Source organism: Streptomyces sp. NBC_00102 (assembly GCF_026343115.1).
Classification (GTDB): domain Bacteria; phylum Actinomycetota; class Actinomycetes; order Streptomycetales; family Streptomycetaceae; genus Streptomyces.
Window position 1 is genome coordinate 6,190,403 of the sequence record NZ_JAPEMC010000001.1, and the last position, 19,441, is coordinate 6,209,843.

Below are 19,441 nucleotides of genomic sequence, written 5' to 3' on the forward strand. Positions count from 1 at the left end.
CCATGCGCGTCCACTTCACCGTCAACGGCCGGCCGCAACAGGCGGACGACGTCTGGGAGGGCGAGTCCCTCCTGTACGTCCTGCGCGAGCGCCTGGGCCTGCCCGGCTCCAAGAACGCCTGCGAGCAGGGCGAGTGCGGCTCCTGCACCGTCCGCCTCGACGGGGTGCCCGTCTGCGCCTGCCTGGTCGCCGCCGGGCAGGCCGAGGGACGCGAGGTCGTCACCGTCGAAGGGCTCGCCGACTACGCCCGCCACCGCGACGCCGCCCACCCCGGAGACGGCTGCGCGGCCCGGGGCTGCGGCACCGGCCTCGACGAAGCGCGCTCCTGGCAGGCCGCGCCGGGACCGGACGGCCCCCCGCTCTCGCCCGTACAGCAGGCATTCGTCGACGCCGGAGCGGTGCAGTGCGGCTTCTGCACCCCCGGACTCCTGGTCGCCGCCGACGAACTGCTCGAACAACGGCCCTCACCGTCCGACCAGGACATCCGCGAGGCGCTCTCCGGCAACCTCTGCCGCTGCACCGGCTACGAGAAGATCCTCGACGCGGTCCGCCTCGCGGCCGCCCGCTCCGGACAGGCGGTACGCCCATGACGACCATCGGCACCCCGGTCGGCCTCACCCAGGGCGCACGCACCCGGGGCGGGATCGGCGAGTCCACCCCGCGTCCCGACGGCACCCTCAAGGTCACGGGGGAGTTCGCCTACTCCTCCGACATGTGGCACGAGGACATGCTCTGGGGCCACACCCTGCGCTCCACCACCGCCCACGCCGAGATCCGCTCCATCGACATCTCCGAGGCGCTCGCCACCCCCGGCGTGTACGCGGTCCTCACCCACGACGACCTGCCCGCCGCCATGAAGAACTACGGCCTGGAGATCAAGGACACCCCCGCCCTGGCCCACGGCCGGGTCCGCCACCACGGCGAACCGGTCGCGCTGGTCGCCGCCGACCACCCCGAGACCGCCCGCCGCGCCGCCGCGAAGATCCGCGTCGACTACGCCGAACTCCCCGTCGTCACCGACGAGGCGTCCGCCACCGCCCCTGGCGCGCCCGTGCTCCACGAGGGCCGCGACGACCACCACAGCGGTCACGTCCCGCACCCCAACGTCGTGCACCGCCAGCCGATCGTGCGCGGCGACGCGGCGGCCGCGGCGGCCCGCGCGGACGTGGTCGTGCGCGGTGAGTACATCTTCGGCATGCAGGACCAGGCATTCCTCGGCCCCGAGTCCGGACTGGCCGTCCCCGCCGAGGACGGCGGCGTCGACCTCTACGTCGCGACCCAGTGGCTCCACTCCGACCTGGGGCAGATCGCTCCCGTCCTCGGCCTCCCCGAAGGGAAGATCCGGATGACGCTCTCCGGCGTCGGCGGGGCCTTCGGAGGACGCGAGGACCTGTCCATGCAGATCCACGCCTGCCTGCTCGCGCTGCGCACCGGCAAGCCCGTCAAGATGGTCTACAACCGCTTCGAGTCCTTCTTCGGCCATGTGCACCGCCACCCCGCCAGGCTCACCTACGAGCACGGCGCCACCCGCGACGGCAAGCTGACCCACGTGAAGTGCCGCATCGTGCTGGACGGTGGCGCCTACGCCTCGTCCTCCCCGGCCGTCGTCGGCAACGCGGCCTCGCTCTCGGTGGGACCGTACGCCGTGGACGACGTCGACATCGAGGCGATCGCCCTCTACACCAACAACCCTCCCTGCGGGGCGATGCGCGGCTTCGGGGCCGTCCAGGCATGCTTCGCCTACGAGGCCCAGATGGACAAGCTCGCCGCCGAACTCGGCCTGCACCCGGTGGAGTTCCGCCGTATCAACGCCATGGAGCAGGGCACCCTGCTGCCCACCGGGCAGCCCTGCGACTCGCCCGCGCCGGTCGCCGAACTCCTGCGCCGCGTCAGGTCCCGCCCGCTGCCGCCCGAACGCCAGTGGCTGACCGCCGACCCGGTGTCGGGCGCCGGTTCGGTCGACGTACGCGCGCTGCCGGGCGGGCTCTCCAACACCACGCACGGGGAAGGCGTCGTGCGGGGCGTCGGGTACGCGGTCGGGCTGAAGAACGTCGGCTTCTCCGAGGGCTTCGACGACTACTCCACCGCCCGGGTCCGGATGGAGGTCATCAACGGCGAGGCGGTCGCCACCGTGCACACCGCGATGGCGGAGGTCGGGCAGGGCGGAGTCACCGTGCACGCCCAGATCGCCCGCACCGAACTCGGCGTGGACCAGGTCACCATCCAGCCCGCCGACACCCGGGTCGGCTCGGCCGGCTCCACCTCGGCCTCCCGCCAGACGTACGTCACCGGCGGTGCGATCAAGAACAGCTGCGAGGCCGTCCGGGAACGGGTGCTGGAGCTGGGCCGCGCCAAGTTCGGTACGTACCACCCCGCTTGGGCCACCGCCGAGCTGCTCCTTGAGGACGGCAAGGTGGTCACCGACGGTGGCGAGGCCCTCGCCGGTCTCGCCGACGTGCTGGGCGACGAGGTGGTCGACGTCGAGCTGGAGTGGCGCCACCGCCCCACCGAACCCTTCGACCTGCGCACCGGCCAGGGCAACGGCCATGTGCAGTACTCCTTCGCCGCGCACCGGGCCGTGGTGGAGGTGGACACCGAACTGGGCCTCGTGAAGGTGATCGAACTCGCCTGTGCCCAGGACGTCGGCAGGGCGCTCAATCCGCTCGCAGTCGCCGGACAGATCCAGGGCGGCTCCACCCAGGGGCTCGGCATCGCCGTGATGGAGGAGATCCTCGTCGATCCGGTCACCGCGAAGGTCCGCAACCCGTCCTTCACCGACTACCTGATCCCCACCATCCTCGACACCCCGCCCATTCCTCTCGACGTACTCGAACTCGCCGACCACAACGCCCCGTACGGCCTGCGGGGTGTGGGCGAGGCCCCCACCCTCTCGTCCACCCCCGCGGTACTCGCCGCGATCCGGGCGGCGACGGGCCTGGAGCTCAACCGGACCCCGGTACGCCCGGAGCACCTCACCGGCACCTGATCACGGCTCGCGGTGCGGCGACCGCCGCAGTCCCCCGAGAGCCCGACCGGAGTGCCGACACCGCCCGAGAGGAGAGACGCGTGCTGGACATCGCCGCCGAACTGCACCGATGGACCGCGCAGGGACGGGACTTCGCCGTCGCCACCGTCGTCCGGGTCACCGGAAGCGCGCCCCGCCGGCCGGGCGCCGCACTCGCCGTCGACCGGGACGGCGAGGCGGTGGGATCGGTCTCCGGCGGCTGCGTGGAGGGCGCGGTGTACGAACTGTGCCGCCAGGCCCTGGACGACGGGACCACCGTCCGCGAGCGGTTCGGCTACAGCGACGAGGACGCCTTCGCGGTCGGCCTCACCTGCGGCGGGACCATCGAGGTACTGGTCACCGCGGTCCGCGCCGGTGACGCCGCCCGCCCGGTCGTGGCGGCGGCTCTCGCCTCGGCCGCGGCGGGGCGGCCGGCCGCTCTCGCCCGGGTCGTCGAAGGCCCCGCCGAACTCCTCGGGCAGGCCGTGTTCGTTCCGGCGAACGAGCCCGTGGGTTGCGAAATTGACGGAACGTCACATCAGTCGGACGCTTTCGGGAGAGCCGTCGTCGCGGAAGCGCGGGCCATGCTGGCGGGCGGGCGCACCGGCACGGTCACGGTCGGCGCGGACGGCTCGCCGAGCGGTCGGCCCGTCGCCGTGTTCGTGGAGTCGGTCGTGCCGCCGCCCCGCATGATCGTCTTCGGGGCGGTCGACTTCGCCTCGGCGCTGACCCGGGCGGCGGCGTTCCTCGGCTACCGGGTCACCGTCTGCGACGCCCGGCCCGTCTTCGCCACGGCAGCCCGCTTCCCCGAGGCCGACGAGATCGTGGTCGACTGGCCGCACCGCTATCTCGCGACCGCCGAGGTCGACGCGCGTACCGTCCTCTGCGTCCTCACCCACGACCCCAAGTTCGACGTACCGCTGCTGAAGACCGCGTTGCGGCTGCCGGTCGGGTACGTCGGTGCCATGGGGTCGCGGCGCACCCACCGGGAGCGGGAGGCGGCGCTGCGCGAAGAGGGCATCACCACGCAGGAGTTGGACCGGCTGCACTCTCCGATCGGACTGGACCTCGGGGCCCGTACGCCCGAGGAGACCGCGCTCTCGATCATGGCGGAGATCGTGGCCGAGCGGTACGGCGGCAGCGGCGCACGGCTCACCGGTGCCCGTACCCCGATCCATCACGAGCCCATCCGCCCGTCGGACGTCCCGGTCCTGGACTTCGCCGCGATGAACGCCCTCTCAGTGCCTGGCGGTTAGTCGCCACGGCGGTTTCCTGCCAGGGCGAAACCGCTTTGCCGTCCGCCGTTTGCCGGTAGATCAGCACCATGACATTTTCAGCCCCCTCCGTTTCCGGCCGGGCGAGACCCGCTCGCCAGGGACGCACGCTCCTTCTCATGGCGACCTCCGTCGCGCTCGTGAGCGGTGTCATGCTCCCCGCCGCCGGTTCCGCATCGGCATCCCCCCACCAGGCGCCCCCCCGGACCCCGGCCGCACATGCCCGGCAGGCGGCCGAACCGCAGAGCCACGACATCACCCTCGTCACCGGTGACGTGGTGCACTACGTCGAGGGTGCCGGAGCCGGCGGCCAAGGCACCGTCACCGTCGACCGCCCGGACGGCGCGATTGGCGGCGTCCACGTCCAGCAGGCCGGCGACGACCTCTACGTACTGCCCGACGAGGCGACCTCCCTCCTCGCCGCGGGCAAGCTCGACCGCAGGCTCTTCAACATCTCGGCGCTGATCGGCATGGGGTACGACGACGAGCGGACCGGCGGCATCCCGCTGATCGCCACCTACCCGCAGTCCCTCGCGCGTTCGGTGCCCGTCACACCGGACGGCGCCAGGAAGACGCGCACCCTGGAGTCGATCCACTCGGTGGCGCTCACCACCGACAAGTCCGAGGCGCGCACCTTCTGGGACGACATATCCCGTACACAGACCGCACGTTCGCTGGACGCGGGCCTCTCCAAGCTCTGGCTCGACGGCCGATCGACGGCCCAGCTCTCCGAATCGGTGCCGCAGATCAACGCGCCCGCCGCCTGGGCCGAGGGGTACGACGGAACGGGCATCAAGGTCGCGGTCCTGGACACCGGCATCGACGCGGACCACCCGGACGTCAAGGACCGCATCCTGGAGTCGAAGAGCTTTGTCCCCGGCGAGGACGTGGACGACAAGAACGGCCACGGCACGCACGTGGCATCGACCGTCGCCGGATCCGGCGCCGCGTCGGACGGGCTGAACAAGGGCGTCGCCCCCGGCGCCGGACTGCTGATCGGCAAGGTGCTCGGGAACAGCGGCGAAGGCGCCGACTCCGGCATCATCGAGGCGATGGAATGGGCGAAGGCCGAAGGCGCCGACGTCGTCTCCATGAGCCTCGGCGCCCCGGTGCCGGACGACGGCAGCGACCCCATGGCCCAGGCGGTCGACGCCCTCTCGGCGAACGGCGGTCCGCTCTTCGTCATCGCGGCCGGCAACTCCTACGGCGCCGGCACCATCAGCGCGCCCGGCTCGGCGGCCGAGGCACTCACCGTCGCCGCCGTCGACAAGCAGGACAACCGCGCCGACTTCTCCTCCATGGGCCCCCTGATCAACACCCACGGTCTGAAGCCCGACATCTCCGCCCCGGGCGTCGGCATCAACGCGGCCGCCTCGCAGTCCGTCCCCGGCATGGAGGGCATGTACCAGTCGATGGACGGCACCTCGATGGCGACCCCGCACGTCGCCGGTGCCGCCGCCATCCTCAAGCAGCGCCACCCCGAGTGGTCCGGCGCGCGCATCAAGGACGCGCTGATGAGCACGTCCAAGCGGCTCACCGCGTACACCCCGTACGAGCAGGGAACCGGCCGGGTGGACGTCAAGGCCGCCGTCGACACCACGATCGAGGCCACCGGCTCCGTCGAGGTCGCCGACTACGCCTGGCCGCACGACGCCTCCGACGAGACGGCCCGCCGGACCATCACGTACACCAACACCGGCAAGCAGGACGTCACGCTCCACCTGGCGACCGACTCGGACTCCGACGCGTACACCCTCTCCACCCCGGAGCTGACCGTCCCGGCAGGCTCGTCCGCCGAGGCCGTGCTCTCCATCGACCCGGCCAGGATCGACGCGGGCACCCTCTTCTCGGGCCAGGTGTTCGCCACCGACGCGACCGGCGCCACCGTCGCCCACACGGGCTTCGCGGCGTCCAAGGAGGAGGAGCGCTACGACCTCACCATCCAGCTCCGCGACCGGGCGGGTGAACCGACGGACGGACAGGTCGTGTTCGCCGCACTCGAAGACCCTCAGCTGAGCGTCGTCAACGTCTCCGGCGAGACCACTCTGCGGCTCCCCCCGGGCAACTACACCGCCTGGACCGCCCTCGACATCGACGGTGACCGCGCCGACTCCAAGGCGCTCGCCTTCCTCGCCGCACCCGAGACCATCCTCGGCACCGGGCCGAAGACCATCACCCTCGACGCGTCGAAGGCCCGCAAGATCAGCGCGAAGGCCCCGCAGGAGTCCGAGACCCGCCAGCTCCGCTACGACATGGCCCGTACGTCCCCCAGCGGCCTGCTGCAACGCGACGTCTACCAGATCCCGCTGACCTACGACGAGCTGTGGGCCGCGCCCACCGAGAAGGTCACCCAGGGCACCTTCAGCTTCCTGACCCGCTGGCGCCTGGGTGAGGAACAGATCGACGTCACGGCCGACGGCGACGACGTCCCGGTCACCGTGCAGGTCGGCTCCGTCGTCGCCGAGGACCGCGAGCAGGAGCTCGCCGCCGTGTACGCCGGAGACGGAAGTGCTGCGGCCTACAAGGGGATTCGGGCCAAGGGCAAGGCAGTGGTCATCACCCGCAGCGACGCCGTCGCCCCCGCCGACCGGCTCGCCAACGCGGTCGCCGCCGGAGCCGAGGCGCTCTTCGTCGTCAACGACGGCCGAGGCGTGCTCATGGAGCCCTACACCGAGTGGGGCACCGAGTCCGCGATCCCGGTGGCCTCGGCCCAGAAGATCGCCGGCCAGTCCCTGGTCCGGGCCGCCCAGCGAGGCAAGAAGATCGACGTCGACCAGAAGGACTTCGCCGACTACGTCTACGACCTGGTCGACCGCCACGACGGCAACATCCCCGACCGCTCACTGGCGTTCACTCCGTCCACCCGTCAACTCGCCAAGGTGGAGAACACCTTCTACGGCGCGAAGAAGACGCTCGGTGCCGGCTACCGCTACGACATCCCGGACTACGGCCCGGGCGTCGGGTTCGACGAGTACGAGCAGTTCCCGGGCGTCCGCGACGAGTGGGTGACCCCGCTCCCGGGCGACTCCTTCTGGTACGAGAACCACTCCGTCTTCAACGCCGACGCCACCGACACCGCCGCCGAGATGCGCAGCGCCTCGCTCGACTACACGGCCGGCCGCACCTACAAGGACGACTGGTTCGCCCCGGTGACGAGCCCCCGCCTCGGCACCGGCTACTGGGGCCCGTTCCGTACCTCGTACAACGACATGCAGTTCAACATCAGCGCGTGGACCGACTCGGGCGAAGGCCACTCGGGATCGATGCCCTCGGACGAGTACGACACCACGAGCTACGCGTTCTACCAGGGTGACACCCTGATCAAGAAGGGCGCGGGCCGGGCCGGTTACGCCTGGGACCTCTCGCCCGAGAAGCTGCCGTACCGCCTGGTTCTCGACTCCGGCCGCGACGCCGAGACCTGGAAGTCCTCCACGCGCACCCACACCGAGTGGGACTTCCGCTCGGGGCAGCTCGACGGGGGCGAGGCTGGGTACGCGCAGAGCGACATCCCGCTGATCCAGCTGGACTTCGACGTCGACACCGACCTCGCCGGTGACGTCAAGGCCGGCAAGGAGGTCGAACTCGGCCTCGGCGCCGGGACACAGGCATGGCTGGACGGCGCGGTGAAGGCGACCAGCGCCTCCCTGCAGGTGAGTTACGACGACGGCGCCAAGTGGAGCACCGTCAGGCTGAGCAGGACCGCGTCCGGCAGTTGGACCGCGACGTTCACCCCGCCGAAGACCGGGGCCACCTCGGTCTCCCTCAAGGCGCACGCCGAGGGCCCGGACGGCCTCGCCGTGGACGAGGAGATCATCCGGGCCTTCGGCCTGAAGTGACGCCTCGGCGCAGATGGCCACCGGTGGCCCCGCACCCCCGCCAGGGGTGCGGGGCCACCGGTGTCCGCACGGCCCCCGAGGGGGTGGCCGTCAGCGGCTCGCGAGGGTGGCCGACGCGTCGAGGAGGGCGATCTGGCCCGGGCCGGCTTTCCGGGTCCGGGCCAGATCCACGAAACGGCGCAGTTCCGCGCGGACGGTCGCGGAGTCGATGCGCTCGATCACGGGCAGCGCGGCCTCGACGATCCGACAGGCGTCCTCCAGGCCGCCGATGCCGGCCAGGGCCGTCGCCTGCCGGACCGCGAAACGGGCCCGGGAGTTGCTGTCCGCGGGGGCGGCCGGGAGGCACCGGAGCTCGGCGGCGAAGAGATCGGCGGCCTCTTCGAAGCGACGGAGACCCAGCATGCAGGACGCCTCGATGAGCCGGGGGTTGCCGTTTTCGACGCGCGGCCCCCAGTGAGGGACCCGCGCGTCGGTGACTTCGGCGGCGTGGCTCCTGAAACGCTCCAGCGCCTCGCGGCAGGCCTCCGCCTCGCCGAGGCGCGCATGCCCCTGGGCCGCCCGTCGCGCGGCGTGGGCACGGATCACCGGACCGGCCGCCGGGTGCCGGGCCGCCCGGTCGGCGAAGTCGATCGCCGCACGGGTGTCACCCCGGTGCTGCGCGATCAACGCCCTGCGGACCAGGGCGTACGCGGCCACCGTCTCGTCCCCGCCGTCCGCACCCCAGCGGACGGCGATACTGGTCCAGCGCAACGCCTCCGCGGGGTTGCCGGCCTCCTGCGCCATCCATCCCGTGTACTCGGCGAACCGGGAGGCCAGCAGCCAGATCTGGGCACGCTGCTCGCCGACCGCGCGCGGAGCGGCGTCCGTGAGGACCCGCGTGATCGACTTCATCGAAGCGGTGACGGATCTCGGCCCGTTGGACCTGCCGATGTCCTTCAGCTCCCGCAGGATCCGCTCGTACCCGGCGATCACGGGTCCGGCGTCGACGACGGCCTCGGCCCGGGCGCCGCGGCGGCCGTCCCCCGCCAGCTCGACAAGATCCCCGCCGGTGCCGAAGGCCTTGTCGCACGCCGCCGCCACCGCGGGCGTCGGATTGCGCACCCCGCTCTCCAGATTGCAGATCTGCCCTTCGGAGACGTTCGCGCGCCGGGCGAATTCGCGCACGCTCCACCCCCGACGCGCCCGGAGAGCGGCCAGGACGACGCCGAAGTCACCAGGCGGCAGACGCGTGCCGACCGGTCTCCCCGCCGGGGCGGTCCCCCCTGCGTCCGCAGAGTCCATACCCACCAGCGTACGGAGCCCCACGGCTGCTATTCAATCCCCTGCGAATAGCAGCCGGGCGCGTACCGCACCTCTAGGGTGAGCACGATCCGTACGTCAAGTCCCGTCAGAGAGGGGGCAATCGTGCCGAGCATCTTCCTCAGCTTCCGCAAACCGGACTCCCGGTGGATGCGGGAACGCGTCTATCGGGCGCTGTCCGACCGCATAGGTGCCGACGAGATCTTCAAGTCGGGCCCGTCGATACCGCCCGGAGCCGATTTCGCCGAGATCCTCCGGCGGCAGGCAGCCGAGTGCGAGCTCATGTGCGTACTGATCGGGCCGGGGTGGCTCGACGCGCGGGGCGAGGACGGTGTGCGACTCCTGGACCGGAATCACGACTGGGTCCGCCTGGAGATCGAGACGGCTCTGCGGGCGGGGAACCGGGTCGTTCCGGTCCTTCTGGGCGACGCGACGATGCTGCCCGCCGCCTCGGCGCTTCCGGCCGAGATCGCGGAGCTGGCGCGCCTGCAGTTCCTCCGGGTCCCGGAGACCCATCTGCCGGACGGGCTGGCGCACTTGGGCGATGCGGTGATCGCTCTCCTGTCCGGCGTGGACCCCGCGGGCGAACCCGGGCACGGGAGCGCACCGTCCCCCGAGGCGGATCAGCCGGTGACCATGACGGCCCATGTGTCCGGTGGCGGGAGCTCCTACCAGGCGGCCCGTGACCAGACGATCAGGCTGGCGTGAGGGGCGGAGACATGGATCTTCCAGGAGCGGACCGGGCCCGTCGGGTCGGGCCGTACACGCTGCTGGGACGGCGGAGCGCCTTCGGCGGAAGCGAGGCCTTCACGGCCCGCTCGGGCGACGGGCTCCTCGTCACGGTCACCGTGGTGGGGCCGGGACTCGCCGCGGACCCGGGGTTCCGGGACCGGTTCCGGGCCGCCGTCGAGGTGGCAAGGACGCTGTCCGGTGCTTTCCTCGTACCGGTGGTGGATGCCGATGCCGACGCATCCGCCCCCTGGCTGGCGACCGGGTTCACCGCCGGGTTGCCGCTCCGGCAGGCGGTGGACCGGCACGGCCCACTGTCCGAACCGGCTCTGCGGGCGCTCGCCGACGGCCTCGCCCGGGCGCTTGCCGTGCTCCACGCGGTCGGGGCGGTCCATGGAGAGGTGAACCCGGACTCGGTGCTGCTGACCATGGAAGGGCCCCGCATCACGGCGATGGGGATCGCGGGAGCCACCGGCAGCCCGGCCCCCTCGGCGGCCGACGACATGTCAGCTCTCGGGGAGACCGTGCTGTTCGCGGCTTCCGGAAGGGTGCCGGACACGGATGCGCTTCCCGTGTCGCTGCGCGAGGTGATCGGCGGCTGCCTGTACCCGGAACCGGGGGAACGGCCCACGGCGGAGCAGCTCGTGGACTATCTGAGGCGTCAGTCCCTGCCTGTTCTGCGGGGGAGCTGGCTGCCTCCGGCGGTGACCGCCGACATGGCGGCCGCGACCGCGGCGCTGGGCGCGGTGTCCGCCGCGAGCCGGGACCGGGGACCGCTCACTCCCGAACCGGTGGCCGCTTCCGGTGCGGGCGTCAGCCGCCGTAACCTGATCATCGGACTGGCGGGAGGTGTGGCCGTGCTCGGCGGAGCCGCGGCGGCGGTCGCGTTCTCCGACGACTCGTCACCGGCCCCCGACGGCCGGGCCGCCCGGCCCGGGCCCACCTCGGGGTCGGCCTCTTCGCGGGCCGTGCGCCCGACCTCGGCCTCCTCGGCGCCCCCGTCCCCGACGGGCGGACCGGAAGCGATCGTCCTGACCGCACCGGACGCCGTCAAGGAATGGTCCGGCACGGGAAAACACGCACCCACCTGCCTGGAAGCGTCCGACAAGGTGGTCATGGTGGTCACCGGCAACGGCACGTCCTTCCTCGACGCCGCGACCGGGAAGTCGACGTTCGCATCGATGAACACGACCAACGAATTCGGCGTGGGGAGCTTCGTCTACCCGACGGCGTACGCGGACGGAGTGTTCTACCTGCTCTGCGACACACCTGATCAGACGGGCCTGCTGGCGGCATTCGGTGCCGCCGACGGGAAGGCGAAGTGGGCCACCCAGCTCGCCGACGGCGAGCGCAGCGGCGCCGACACGGCGTTGTATTGGAGCACCTATGTGGCAGCCGTGGGTGACACGGTGTACCTCTGCGGCCAGCTGAACCTGCTGGACGGTAAGTCCTCAACCGATGAACCGACCACCGGTTTCGTCCGCGCGTACGACGCGGCGACCGGCAAGAGGCTCTGGCAGGTCAAGGGCACCGATATCAACAACGTGCTCGTGCCTGCCACCGGTTCCCGCCTGCTGGCCACCTCCGCCGTTCCGACCGGGAGGGCCGGTCGCGTCCAGATGATCGACGCGGGCCGGAAAGGCGCCCGCGGCTGGAAGGTGTCCGTCCAGGCATCCCAGTACTACTTCAGCACCGGCTGGCCACTGACGTGCTACGCCGCCGGGCTGTTCCTCTTCGCCGCCGGCACCGGCGACACCCTGTCCGCCGTCGACGCGGCCACCGGTCGCGAGAAATGGCATCAGCCATTCAAGTCGAAGAACGGGGACAAGGTCACGATCGGAGCCCCGTTCGCCAGCCTGGACGGGGCGACCGTCTACGTAGCGGTCGGTAGCGACCTGGCCGCCCTGGACACGGCCGACGGCACGGTCCGGTGGGTCGCGACGCTCGACGGTGCCAGTGACACGGGCAGTTCCAACATGTTCAACGCGGCCCTCAGAGTCACCGGCAAGAGTGCGCAGTGCTCGGCGGACACCGTGTTCGCCACAGACAGTGCCAAGACGCTGTGGGCCATAGACGCGGCCACCGGCAGAGCGCGGTGGAAGTACACCGACCCCGGACAGCCCGACGTCGGGTTCCTGTGGACGGTGGGCGGCGACCACGTGTTCATCGCCTCCCATCTGACATTGACCGCGATCGCGGCGCACGGCGGATAACGGACGAGGAAGAAGACATGGAGACGAGTGTGGAACTCGCCGGCCTGGCATCGGCAGCCGCGGCGCGCCTGATCGACCTGTTGGCGACGGACGGCTGGGCCGCGGTCAGATCCTCGGTGCTGTCGCTGTGGCGGAACGCCCACCCGGAGCTCGTCGAGGTCGAACTCGACGACGCCCGGGGTGAGTTGCTGCACGCGCAGCAGAGCGGCGAGAGTGACGAGTTGCAGGGGCTCCTGGTCACCGAGTGGCAGGCCCGTCTCGTCCGGCTGCTGGCCTCGCGGCCGGAAGCCGTCGACGAACTGCGCGCGCTGTTCGGCGAGGGGCCCCACGCCGGCGGAAGCCCGGACCAGCGGATCGCCGGCTCACTGACGCAGGAGGCGCACGTCCATGGCGGTGACGCGTTCCAGGCCGGCCGGGACATGACCATCACCCGGGGCGTACGGGAGTGACCGAGACCGGCACCGGAGCCCCGCCCCCCGAGAGGCCGCCGCCCTGGCAGCCGAGACCGCAGCAGGCGAGCGCGATCGGGGGCGACGTCTTCATGGCCGGCCGCGACCTCCACCTGCGCCTCGCCGACGAGGGCCGCAGAACCGTGCCCGGCCCCGGATCCGACCAAGTGCTCTGCCCGTACCCGGGTTTGGCCCCGTTCGACGCACGGTACAGGCACTGGTTCCACGGTCGTGAGCGCATGGTCCACCTCGTCTGCGAGCGGATGGACGCCCGCATGCGCGAGGGCGGCCCGCTGGTGCTGATCGGCCCCTCGGGGGCCGGGAAGTCGTCCCTGCTCGCGGCCGGGGTCCTGCCGGCCCTGGACGACGGCCGGCTCCCGGTGGCGGGTTCGAGCACCTGGCCGCGGCTGGTGCTGACCCCGACGGCGTCCCCGGCGCTGGCCCTGGCGACGGCGGCGGGGCTCGACGCCGAGACTGCCCGCCGCAGGACACCGGAGTGGCGCACCGATCCCGCACGGTGCCTCGCCGAACTCCGCGAGATCCTCGGGGCCGGTGAGCCCGTGTCCGCAGGGGAGAGCCGATCTGCGGGCCTGGTCGTCGTCGTCGACCAGTTCGAGGAAGTCTTTACGGCGTGCGGCGACGAGACCGAACGGCAGTGGTTCATCGACCTTCTCGACCGGCTGGCCCGGCCGGCGGGCGGCGCGGTCGTGGTGCTGGGGGTGCGCGCGGACTTCTACGCCGCGTGCACGGCCCATCCGCAGCTGCGGGCTGCGCTCAGGGCCGGACCGGTCCTGCTGGAGCCGATGACGGAGGGCGAGCTCAAGGACGCGATCCGCCGGCCTGCCGGCAACGTGGGACTCGACGTCGAGGACGGCCTGGTCGAAGTGCTGCTGGCGGACCTGGGCGCGGTCGGCGGACCGGTCGGCACGAGTACCTCGGGCCGGCTGCCGCTGCTCGCACACGCGCTGCGGGCCACCTGGCAACAGCGCCACGGCCACACCCTCACCGTGGACGGATACCGCGTCACCGGCGGTATCCAGGGCGCGATCGCCAACACGGCGAACCGGCTCTACGACACCCTGCCGACACCCTGCCGGGAGGCCGCACGGTGGGTGTTCCTGCGGCTCGTCATCGTGGGACGCGACGCCGACGACACCCGTCGGCGCGTCCGTTACGACGAACTGCTGCGGCACTCGCCGGACTCGGAGGCGACCGTCCGCGTCCTGGACGACTTCACACGGGGCCGGTTGCTGACCCTCGACCAGGAGACGGTGGTGATGACCCATGAGGTACTGATCCGCGCCTGGCCCCGGCTGCGCGACTGGATCGAGCTCGACCGGAGCGGGAACCTCCTGCGCCAGGATCTGGAAGAGGCCGCCGCGCTCTGGGAACAGGCCGACCGGGAGGCGGCCGCGCTGTACCGCGGCAACCGTCTGGAGTCGGCCCTCGCCTGGGCCGCGACCCACGGGCCGGAACTCAGCGGATCCGCCCGGGCGTTCCTGGCAGCCGCCCGCCACCATCAGCGGCGAGGGCAACGGCTCCGGCGCGCCGCCGTCGCCACCATCACCGCGCTGGCGGTGGCCGCGTCGCTGGCGGCGGTGTTCGCCTTCCGGCAGGAGTCCCACGCCCGGGACGCCGCCGACCGGGCTCTGCGAGACCGCGACCGGGCCATCACCGCCGCCGTCACCTCCGCGTCCGTGCAGCTGGCGTCCGCCGACCCCTCGCTCTCCGCCCAACTCGCCTTGACCGCTTACCGCATGGACCCGACTCAGGACGCAGCCTCCCGTCTGATCACGACCGAGAACACGCCGCTGGACACCAGGCTTCCCGGCCCGCGAGGTGCGGTGCAGACCGTCGCCTACAGCCCCGACGGGCACATGCTGGCGGCCGGGAACGCCGACCGGAACCTCGTCCGGCTGTGGGACGTCTCCGACCCGAGCCGCCCGACGGCCCTGGGGAAACCCGTGCCCGTGGACCGTTCCGTGAACGACATCCGGTCGCTCGCGTTCAGCCCGGACGGCCGGGTGCTGGCCGTCGGCGGCCACACCATCCACAACGGCGACGCCGGTTCCGGCGGCTTCGTCGACCTGTGGAGCCTCACCAGCCCCAGCCACCCCGTCCTGCTCGGCCGGCTGAAGAGCCCCGGGGTCCTGGGATTCGACGCCGCGACCTCCGTCGAGTCACTGGCGTTCAGCCCGGACGGCCGGACCCTGGCCGCCGGATGGCACGCCGGGCTCGTCAGCCTGTGGGACGTCACCCGCCCCGACGACGCCGCCCCCGTGCGGGCGCCTCTGGACCTCGACTGCCCCGACGTCTTCTCCCGTCGCATCGCGTTCAGTCCCACCGGGCACGCCCTGGCCGCGGCATGCGACGACAAGGCCGGCACCATCGGTCTGTGGAACACCGAGGATCCGGCCCACCCCGGCCGCGGCCGTTCCCTGAAGGCCGGGGCCTTCGTCGACTCCCTGGCGTTCAGCACAGATGGCCGAACCCTGGCCGCAGGATGCAATGACAGCAAGGTCCACCTGTGGAAGGTCGCGGACCTCGGCCACCCGGCCACTCTGGGCACCCCGCTGACAGGACCCGCCATGCCCGTGATGTCGGTTGCGTTCAGCCCCGACGGCCGTACTCTGGCCGGCGGCAGCACCGACCACTCGATCTATCTCTGGAACGTCGCCCACCTCGGGGCCATCAGCCCTCTGGGCCGGCCGCTGACCGGTCCCGTCGACGCGGTGACCGACGTGGTGTTCAGCCCGGACAGCCGTACCCTCGCCGCCGGGAACACCGACGGCAACGTCGATCTGTGGAGCATCCCGCCGACCCGGATCGTCGGCGCGGGCGGCAACGTGGCATCCGTGGCGTTCAGCCCCGACGGGCGCACGCTGGCCGCCGGAAACCAGAACGACACGGTCTCGTTGTGGGACACCGCCGACCCCGGCCACCCCGCTCCCCGGGGCGATCCCCTCACCGGCCCCGAGCACCCGGTCGACGCCGTGGCGTTCAGCCCCGACGGGCGCATCCTGGCCGCAGGCGACAGCGGCGGCACCGTCACGCTGTGGAACACCTCCGATCCCAGCCATCCCGTCCGCTACCCCGAGACCCTCACCGGGGCGAACGGGCTCATCTTCTCCCTGGTGTTCAGTCCCGACAGCAAGACCCTGGCCGCGGCGGGCGACGACCAGTACGGTCAGATCGCCCTGTGGGACGTCAGCGACCCCGCTGCACCCACCGATACGCCCGGCATCTCCAATTCGAGAACGAGGTCCGTCGAGTCCCTGGCGTACAGCCCCGACGGCACGGTGCTGGTGGCCGGCGGCGACGGCAGCAACGGCCAAGTCGGACTGTGGAGCACGACGGACCCCGGGGTCCGCGTCGGGCAGCCGATCGACCAGCCGGCCGCCACCAGCACCTGGGTGGCCTTCAGCCCGGACGGCCGCACGCTCGCCACCGGCAACAGCCGCGGCACCGTCACTCTGTGGGACGCCACCGACCCCAACCACCTGACGAAGAGGGGTAGTCCCCTGACCGTGCCCGGCGGCAGCCTGTGGTCCGTGGCGTTCAGCCCCGACGGACGCACGCTCGCGGCGGCCGGCCACACCGACGCCGGCACCATCAACCTGTGGAATGTCACCGATCCCGACCACCCTGTCCCCATCGGCCTGCCGCTGACGGTGGAGACCGGTTTCGTCGCCGTACTGGCGTTCGCTCCGGACGGCCGTACCCTGGCCGCCACCACCGACGAAGGCGTGGCCACGCTCTGGGACCTGGATGTGGAGGCTGCCACCAGCCGTATCTGCGCCGGGAGTTCCGGCGCCCTGAGCCGGCAGCAATGGAGCCGGTACGTTGTTCAACTGCCGTACGACCCGCCGTGCGCGACCTGAAGGCCGTCCCGCGAGTCCTGGTGGGGGTGCGACGCCGGCTGCGGCACCCTGCCGGTGCTCCACCCGCACGCCGAAGCGGGCCGGCACCTGCTCCCGGCCCGCCCGCGACGCACGCCCGGCCGGATCGGCCGGTGGATCAGCTGCCCGACTGCAGCGCCGTCCAGGTCGCCGTACCGACGATGCCGTCCACCGTCAGCCCGTGGTCGGTCTGGAAGGTGCGTACGGCGGTGGCGGTGCCGGAGCCGAAGTCGCCGTCGATGGAGACGGTCGAGCCGAGGGCCGCCGTCAGCGCCCGCTGGAGGCGCCTGACGTCGTCACCGGTGCTGCCCTGGCGCAGGTCGGGGGTGGCGCCGGCCGACAGCAGGGCCGTCCAGGTCTTCGCGCCCACGATGCCGTCCGCGTCCAGTCCTCGGGCACGCTGGAAGGCCTGCACCGCGGTCTTGGTCGCCGAGCCGAACTCCCCGTCGACGGCGCCCGCTTCGTAGCCCTGGGTGTTGAGGAGCTGCTGCACCGCCTTGACCTGGGCGCCGCTGGAGCCGGACTGCTGGGTCGTGTAGGAGGAGAAGCTCAGCGCGTCCGTGGACCCCTCGGCGGAGCCGTCGACCAGCTGCATGTAGTAGGTCCAGTCCCAGTAGGGGCCCGGGTCCGTGTGGTCGTTGCCGGGCGCCTCGCTGTGCCCGATGATGTGCGCCCTGTCCTTCGCGATACCGTGCCGGTCGCAGAGGTAACGGGTGAGGGCCGCCGAGGAGCGGTACATCACGTCGGTGAACCAGCTCGGGTCGTCGATCCACCCCTCGTGCTCGATGCCCAGGGCCGAGGCGTTGGCGCTCTTCGCGTGGTAGGCGGTGTCGCTGTCCCGCACCATCTGGGTGATCTGGCCGTCGGAGGACCGGATCACGTAGTGCGCGCTGACGACGGCCGCGGGGTTCTGGAACCAGCTGATGGAGCCCGCGTACGAGCCCTGGGTGACGTGGATGACGACCGTGTCGATGTCCGCCGTCCGGCCCGACCGGTAGTTGGTGGTGGCCGCGGGTACCCAGAGCGCCGAGGGGTAGTCCGCCGACCGGGTGCTCACGTCGCTCGGGGTGAGCGTGCCCTTCTCCGGGGAGACCGGACGTGAGGGGACGGTGATCTCCTCGCCCGCGGGCGTCTTGGCCCGCAGACCGCCGGCGAGGAAGGAGAAGACCGAGTCGGCGTAGAGAGCCGCCGCCGGCCCCTCCGCGCCGCCGTACCGGGCGACCGCCTGGTACCAGGAGTCGACGTCGAGCCGCTCGTTACGGTCGAGCCCGAGGGAGTCGGCGTACGAGCGGAGCACGGCGGCGCCGCCGAGGACGTTCGTCGCGGTGTTCTCGCGCAGCTGGGCGGCCGAGGCCCCGGTGAGGGCTTCGGCCTTCTCCAGGGACCGGTTGGTCGGGTTGCTCACCAGGTGCATGACCCCGTAGCCGTTGTCCTGGCTGGGGAGTCCCTGGTGGCCGTCGAAGTGGGTCTCGCCGTAGCCGACCGCCGCGAGCAGGTCGCGGGGGACGCCGTACTCGACGGCGGCGCGGGCGAAAGCCTGGTTCAGTGCGTTGGCGGTCGGGTCCGGGGCGGCCGACGCCAGGGCCGGTTGTCCCGCCGCTACGACGGCCGCGACCGTGAGAGCGGCCAGGGCGGAGGCGCGACGGCGCACGGGGCGTCTGGGCATGTCTGCTCCTGCGTGTGTGGGGGAGAGAAAGAGCCCTCGGTCCGGTGGGGTGGGCCGAGGGCTGCCGAGCGGCCACAGGCTATCCATCTGAAGAATGCATGACAATGACGTCCGGATGCGGCTCGCCGGGCCAACACCCCATCGGAGCAATGCGTCTGACGATGCGTGGAGAAAATGGACGCCCGCCTCCCGGACGGGGAGACGGGCGCCGGATCCTGCGGTCCCACCAGTGCGCGGCCGAGGTTCTACCAGCGGTCGCGGTGCACGACCTCGGCGACCGGGCGCCGCCGCACGGGACCGAAGTTCCCCTTCGGCCACCCGATCGGAACGGCGGCGAAGGTCCGCATCTCCTCGGGGATGCCCAGCGCCTCCTTCCACTCCTGCTCCAGCATCAGGTGCCAGATGGTGACGTTGGCGGCGAGTCCCAGGCCCCGGGCCGCGAGCAGCAGGTTCTGCACCCCCGGATAGACGCAGGAGCCCTCCGCCAGCGCCTGGAAGCGGTCCTGCGTGGTCATCAGGCGCTCGGTCGCCACCGGCCCCAGCGCCACGGCGGAGGCGATCAGCCCCTCCTCGTCCAGGCGGGGCTCGGGGAAGCGGTAACACGGCACCACGAGCGCGGGGGTGTCGGCGAAATGGTCGCGCTGGTACTCGATGGCCGCGACCATCCGCCCGTACGCCGCGTCGTCCATGCCCTTCGGCGCGTACTTCCCGGTCGTCGCCAGATACGCGTCCACGCACCGCTTCCACAGCGGCGCCAGATCCGCCATCACCTGCCGGTCGGTGACGACGACGTACTCGTAGGCCTGCATGTTGCCGCCGCTGGGACCCCAGACGGCCGCCTGTACCAGTCGCTCCAGCGTTTCCCAGGCCACCGGCTCCGGTGAGAGCCGCCGCATCGCGCGCATGGTGGACATGGTGGCGAAGAGGGCGGGGTCCTCGGCCGACGGGACTTCCAGGGGCAGTGATTCCGTTGTCATGATCGCGGAGTGTACGGGGCCACATGGGCGAACCTGTGCGGGCGTTGGGTGTACGTCGGAGAGTCGTCAGGTGCTCACGCCGGAGAGGTGTCACC

General features: G+C 71.9%; 11 protein-coding genes. 8 read left to right on the top strand and 3 right to left on the bottom strand.

Annotated elements, in window-relative coordinates:
• The first annotated feature begins 2 nt into the window (after positions 1-2).
• From OHA55_RS27180 to OHA55_RS27195, 4 genes are all read left to right on the top strand, one after another.
• On the top strand, positions 3-590 hold the full coding sequence (locus tag OHA55_RS27180; RefSeq protein WP_266710287.1) for a (2Fe-2S)-binding protein: 588 nt from the start codon (positions 3-5) through the stop codon (positions 588-590).
• Positions 587-2,986 (top strand): xanthine dehydrogenase family protein molybdopterin-binding subunit, encoded by a 2,400-nt coding sequence (locus tag OHA55_RS27185; RefSeq protein ID WP_266710288.1) that lies wholly within the window; start codon positions 587-589, stop codon positions 2,984-2,986. Before OHA55_RS27180 ends, OHA55_RS27185 begins: the two co-directional genes overlap by 4 nt.
• Before the next feature lie 80 nt (positions 2,987-3,066).
• A complete protein-coding gene (locus OHA55_RS27190) occupies positions 3,067-4,260 on the top strand; it encodes an XdhC family protein (RefSeq protein ID WP_266710289.1) in 1,194 nt (397 codons plus the stop codon).
• A gap of 137 nt (positions 4,261-4,397) precedes the next feature.
• A complete protein-coding gene (locus OHA55_RS27195) occupies positions 4,398-8,114 on the top strand; it encodes a S8 family serine peptidase (protein ID WP_266710290.1) in 3,717 nt (1,238 codons plus the stop codon).
• 90 nt (positions 8,115-8,204) lie between these two features.
• Here OHA55_RS27195 and OHA55_RS27200 read toward each other — a convergent pair whose 3' ends face one another.
• Positions 8,205-9,395 (bottom strand): helix-turn-helix domain-containing protein, encoded by a 1,191-nt coding sequence (locus tag OHA55_RS27200; protein WP_266710291.1) that lies wholly within the window; start codon positions 9,393-9,395, stop codon positions 8,205-8,207.
• 123 nt (positions 9,396-9,518) lie between these two features.
• Here OHA55_RS27200 and OHA55_RS27205 point away from each other — a divergent pair, with 123 nt between their 5' ends.
• From OHA55_RS27205 to OHA55_RS27220, 4 genes are read left to right on the top strand one after another with little or no spacing between them, the layout of a single operon-like run.
• The gene (locus OHA55_RS27205; RefSeq protein WP_266710292.1) at positions 9,519-10,121 is read left to right on the top strand and encodes a toll/interleukin-1 receptor domain-containing protein; all 603 of its coding nucleotides are present in this window, start codon (positions 9,519-9,521) and stop codon (positions 10,119-10,121) included.
• A gap of 11 nt (positions 10,122-10,132) precedes the next feature.
• The gene (locus OHA55_RS27210) at positions 10,133-12,355 is read left to right on the top strand and encodes a PQQ-binding-like beta-propeller repeat protein (protein ID WP_266710293.1); all 2,223 of its coding nucleotides are present in this window, start codon (positions 10,133-10,135) and stop codon (positions 12,353-12,355) included.
• Positions 12,356-12,372: 17 nt separating this feature from the next.
• On the top strand, positions 12,373-12,804 hold the full coding sequence (locus tag OHA55_RS27215) for a hypothetical protein (protein WP_266710294.1): 432 nt from the start codon (positions 12,373-12,375) through the stop codon (positions 12,802-12,804).
• Entirely contained in the window at positions 12,801-16,685 is a 3,885-nt protein-coding gene (locus OHA55_RS27220; protein ID WP_266710295.1) for a hypothetical protein, read from the top strand. The genes OHA55_RS27215 and OHA55_RS27220 overlap by 4 nt, the downstream gene beginning before the upstream one ends.
• A gap of 136 nt (positions 16,686-16,821) precedes the next feature.
• Here OHA55_RS27220 and OHA55_RS27225 read toward each other — a convergent pair whose 3' ends face one another.
• Both OHA55_RS27225 and OHA55_RS27230 read right to left on the bottom strand, forming a co-directional pair.
• The gene (locus tag OHA55_RS27225; RefSeq protein WP_266710296.1) at positions 16,822-18,369 is read right to left on the bottom strand and encodes a peptidoglycan-binding protein; all 1,548 of its coding nucleotides are present in this window, start codon (positions 18,367-18,369) and stop codon (positions 16,822-16,824) included.
• A 245-nt stretch (positions 18,370-18,614) separates the two neighbouring features.
• The gene (locus tag OHA55_RS27230) at positions 18,615-19,346 is read right to left on the bottom strand and encodes a nitroreductase family protein (RefSeq protein WP_266710297.1); all 732 of its coding nucleotides are present in this window, start codon (positions 19,344-19,346) and stop codon (positions 18,615-18,617) included.
• Positions 19,347-19,441 lie beyond the last annotated feature (95 nt).

What these genes read in the sequence shown, in the direction of transcription:
- OHA55_RS27215 (WP_266710294.1), top strand. Translation starts at nt 12,373, where the DNA reads ATGGAGACGAGTGTGGAACTCGCCGGCCTGGCATCGGCAGCCGCGGCG.
- OHA55_RS27195 (WP_266710290.1), top strand. Translation starts at nt 4,398, where the DNA reads ATGGCGACCTCCGTCGCGCTCGTGAGCGGTGTCATGCTCCCCGCCGCC.
- OHA55_RS27210 (WP_266710293.1), top strand. Translation starts at nt 10,133, where the DNA reads ATGGATCTTCCAGGAGCGGACCGGGCCCGTCGGGTCGGGCCGTACACG.
- OHA55_RS27225 (WP_266710296.1), bottom strand. Translation starts at nt 18,369, where the DNA reads ATGCCCAGACGCCCCGTGCGCCGTCGCGCCTCCGCCCTGGCCGCTCTC.
- OHA55_RS27230 (WP_266710297.1), bottom strand. Translation starts at nt 19,346, where the DNA reads ATGACAACGGAATCACTGCCCCTGGAAGTCCCGTCGGCCGAGGACCCC.
- OHA55_RS27200 (WP_266710291.1), bottom strand. Translation starts at nt 9,395, where the DNA reads ATGGACTCTGCGGACGCAGGGGGGACCGCCCCGGCGGGGAGACCGGTC.
- OHA55_RS27180 (WP_266710287.1), top strand. Translation starts at nt 3, where the DNA reads ATGCGCGTCCACTTCACCGTCAACGGCCGGCCGCAACAGGCGGACGAC.
- OHA55_RS27185 (WP_266710288.1), top strand. Translation starts at nt 587, where the DNA reads ATGACGACCATCGGCACCCCGGTCGGCCTCACCCAGGGCGCACGCACC.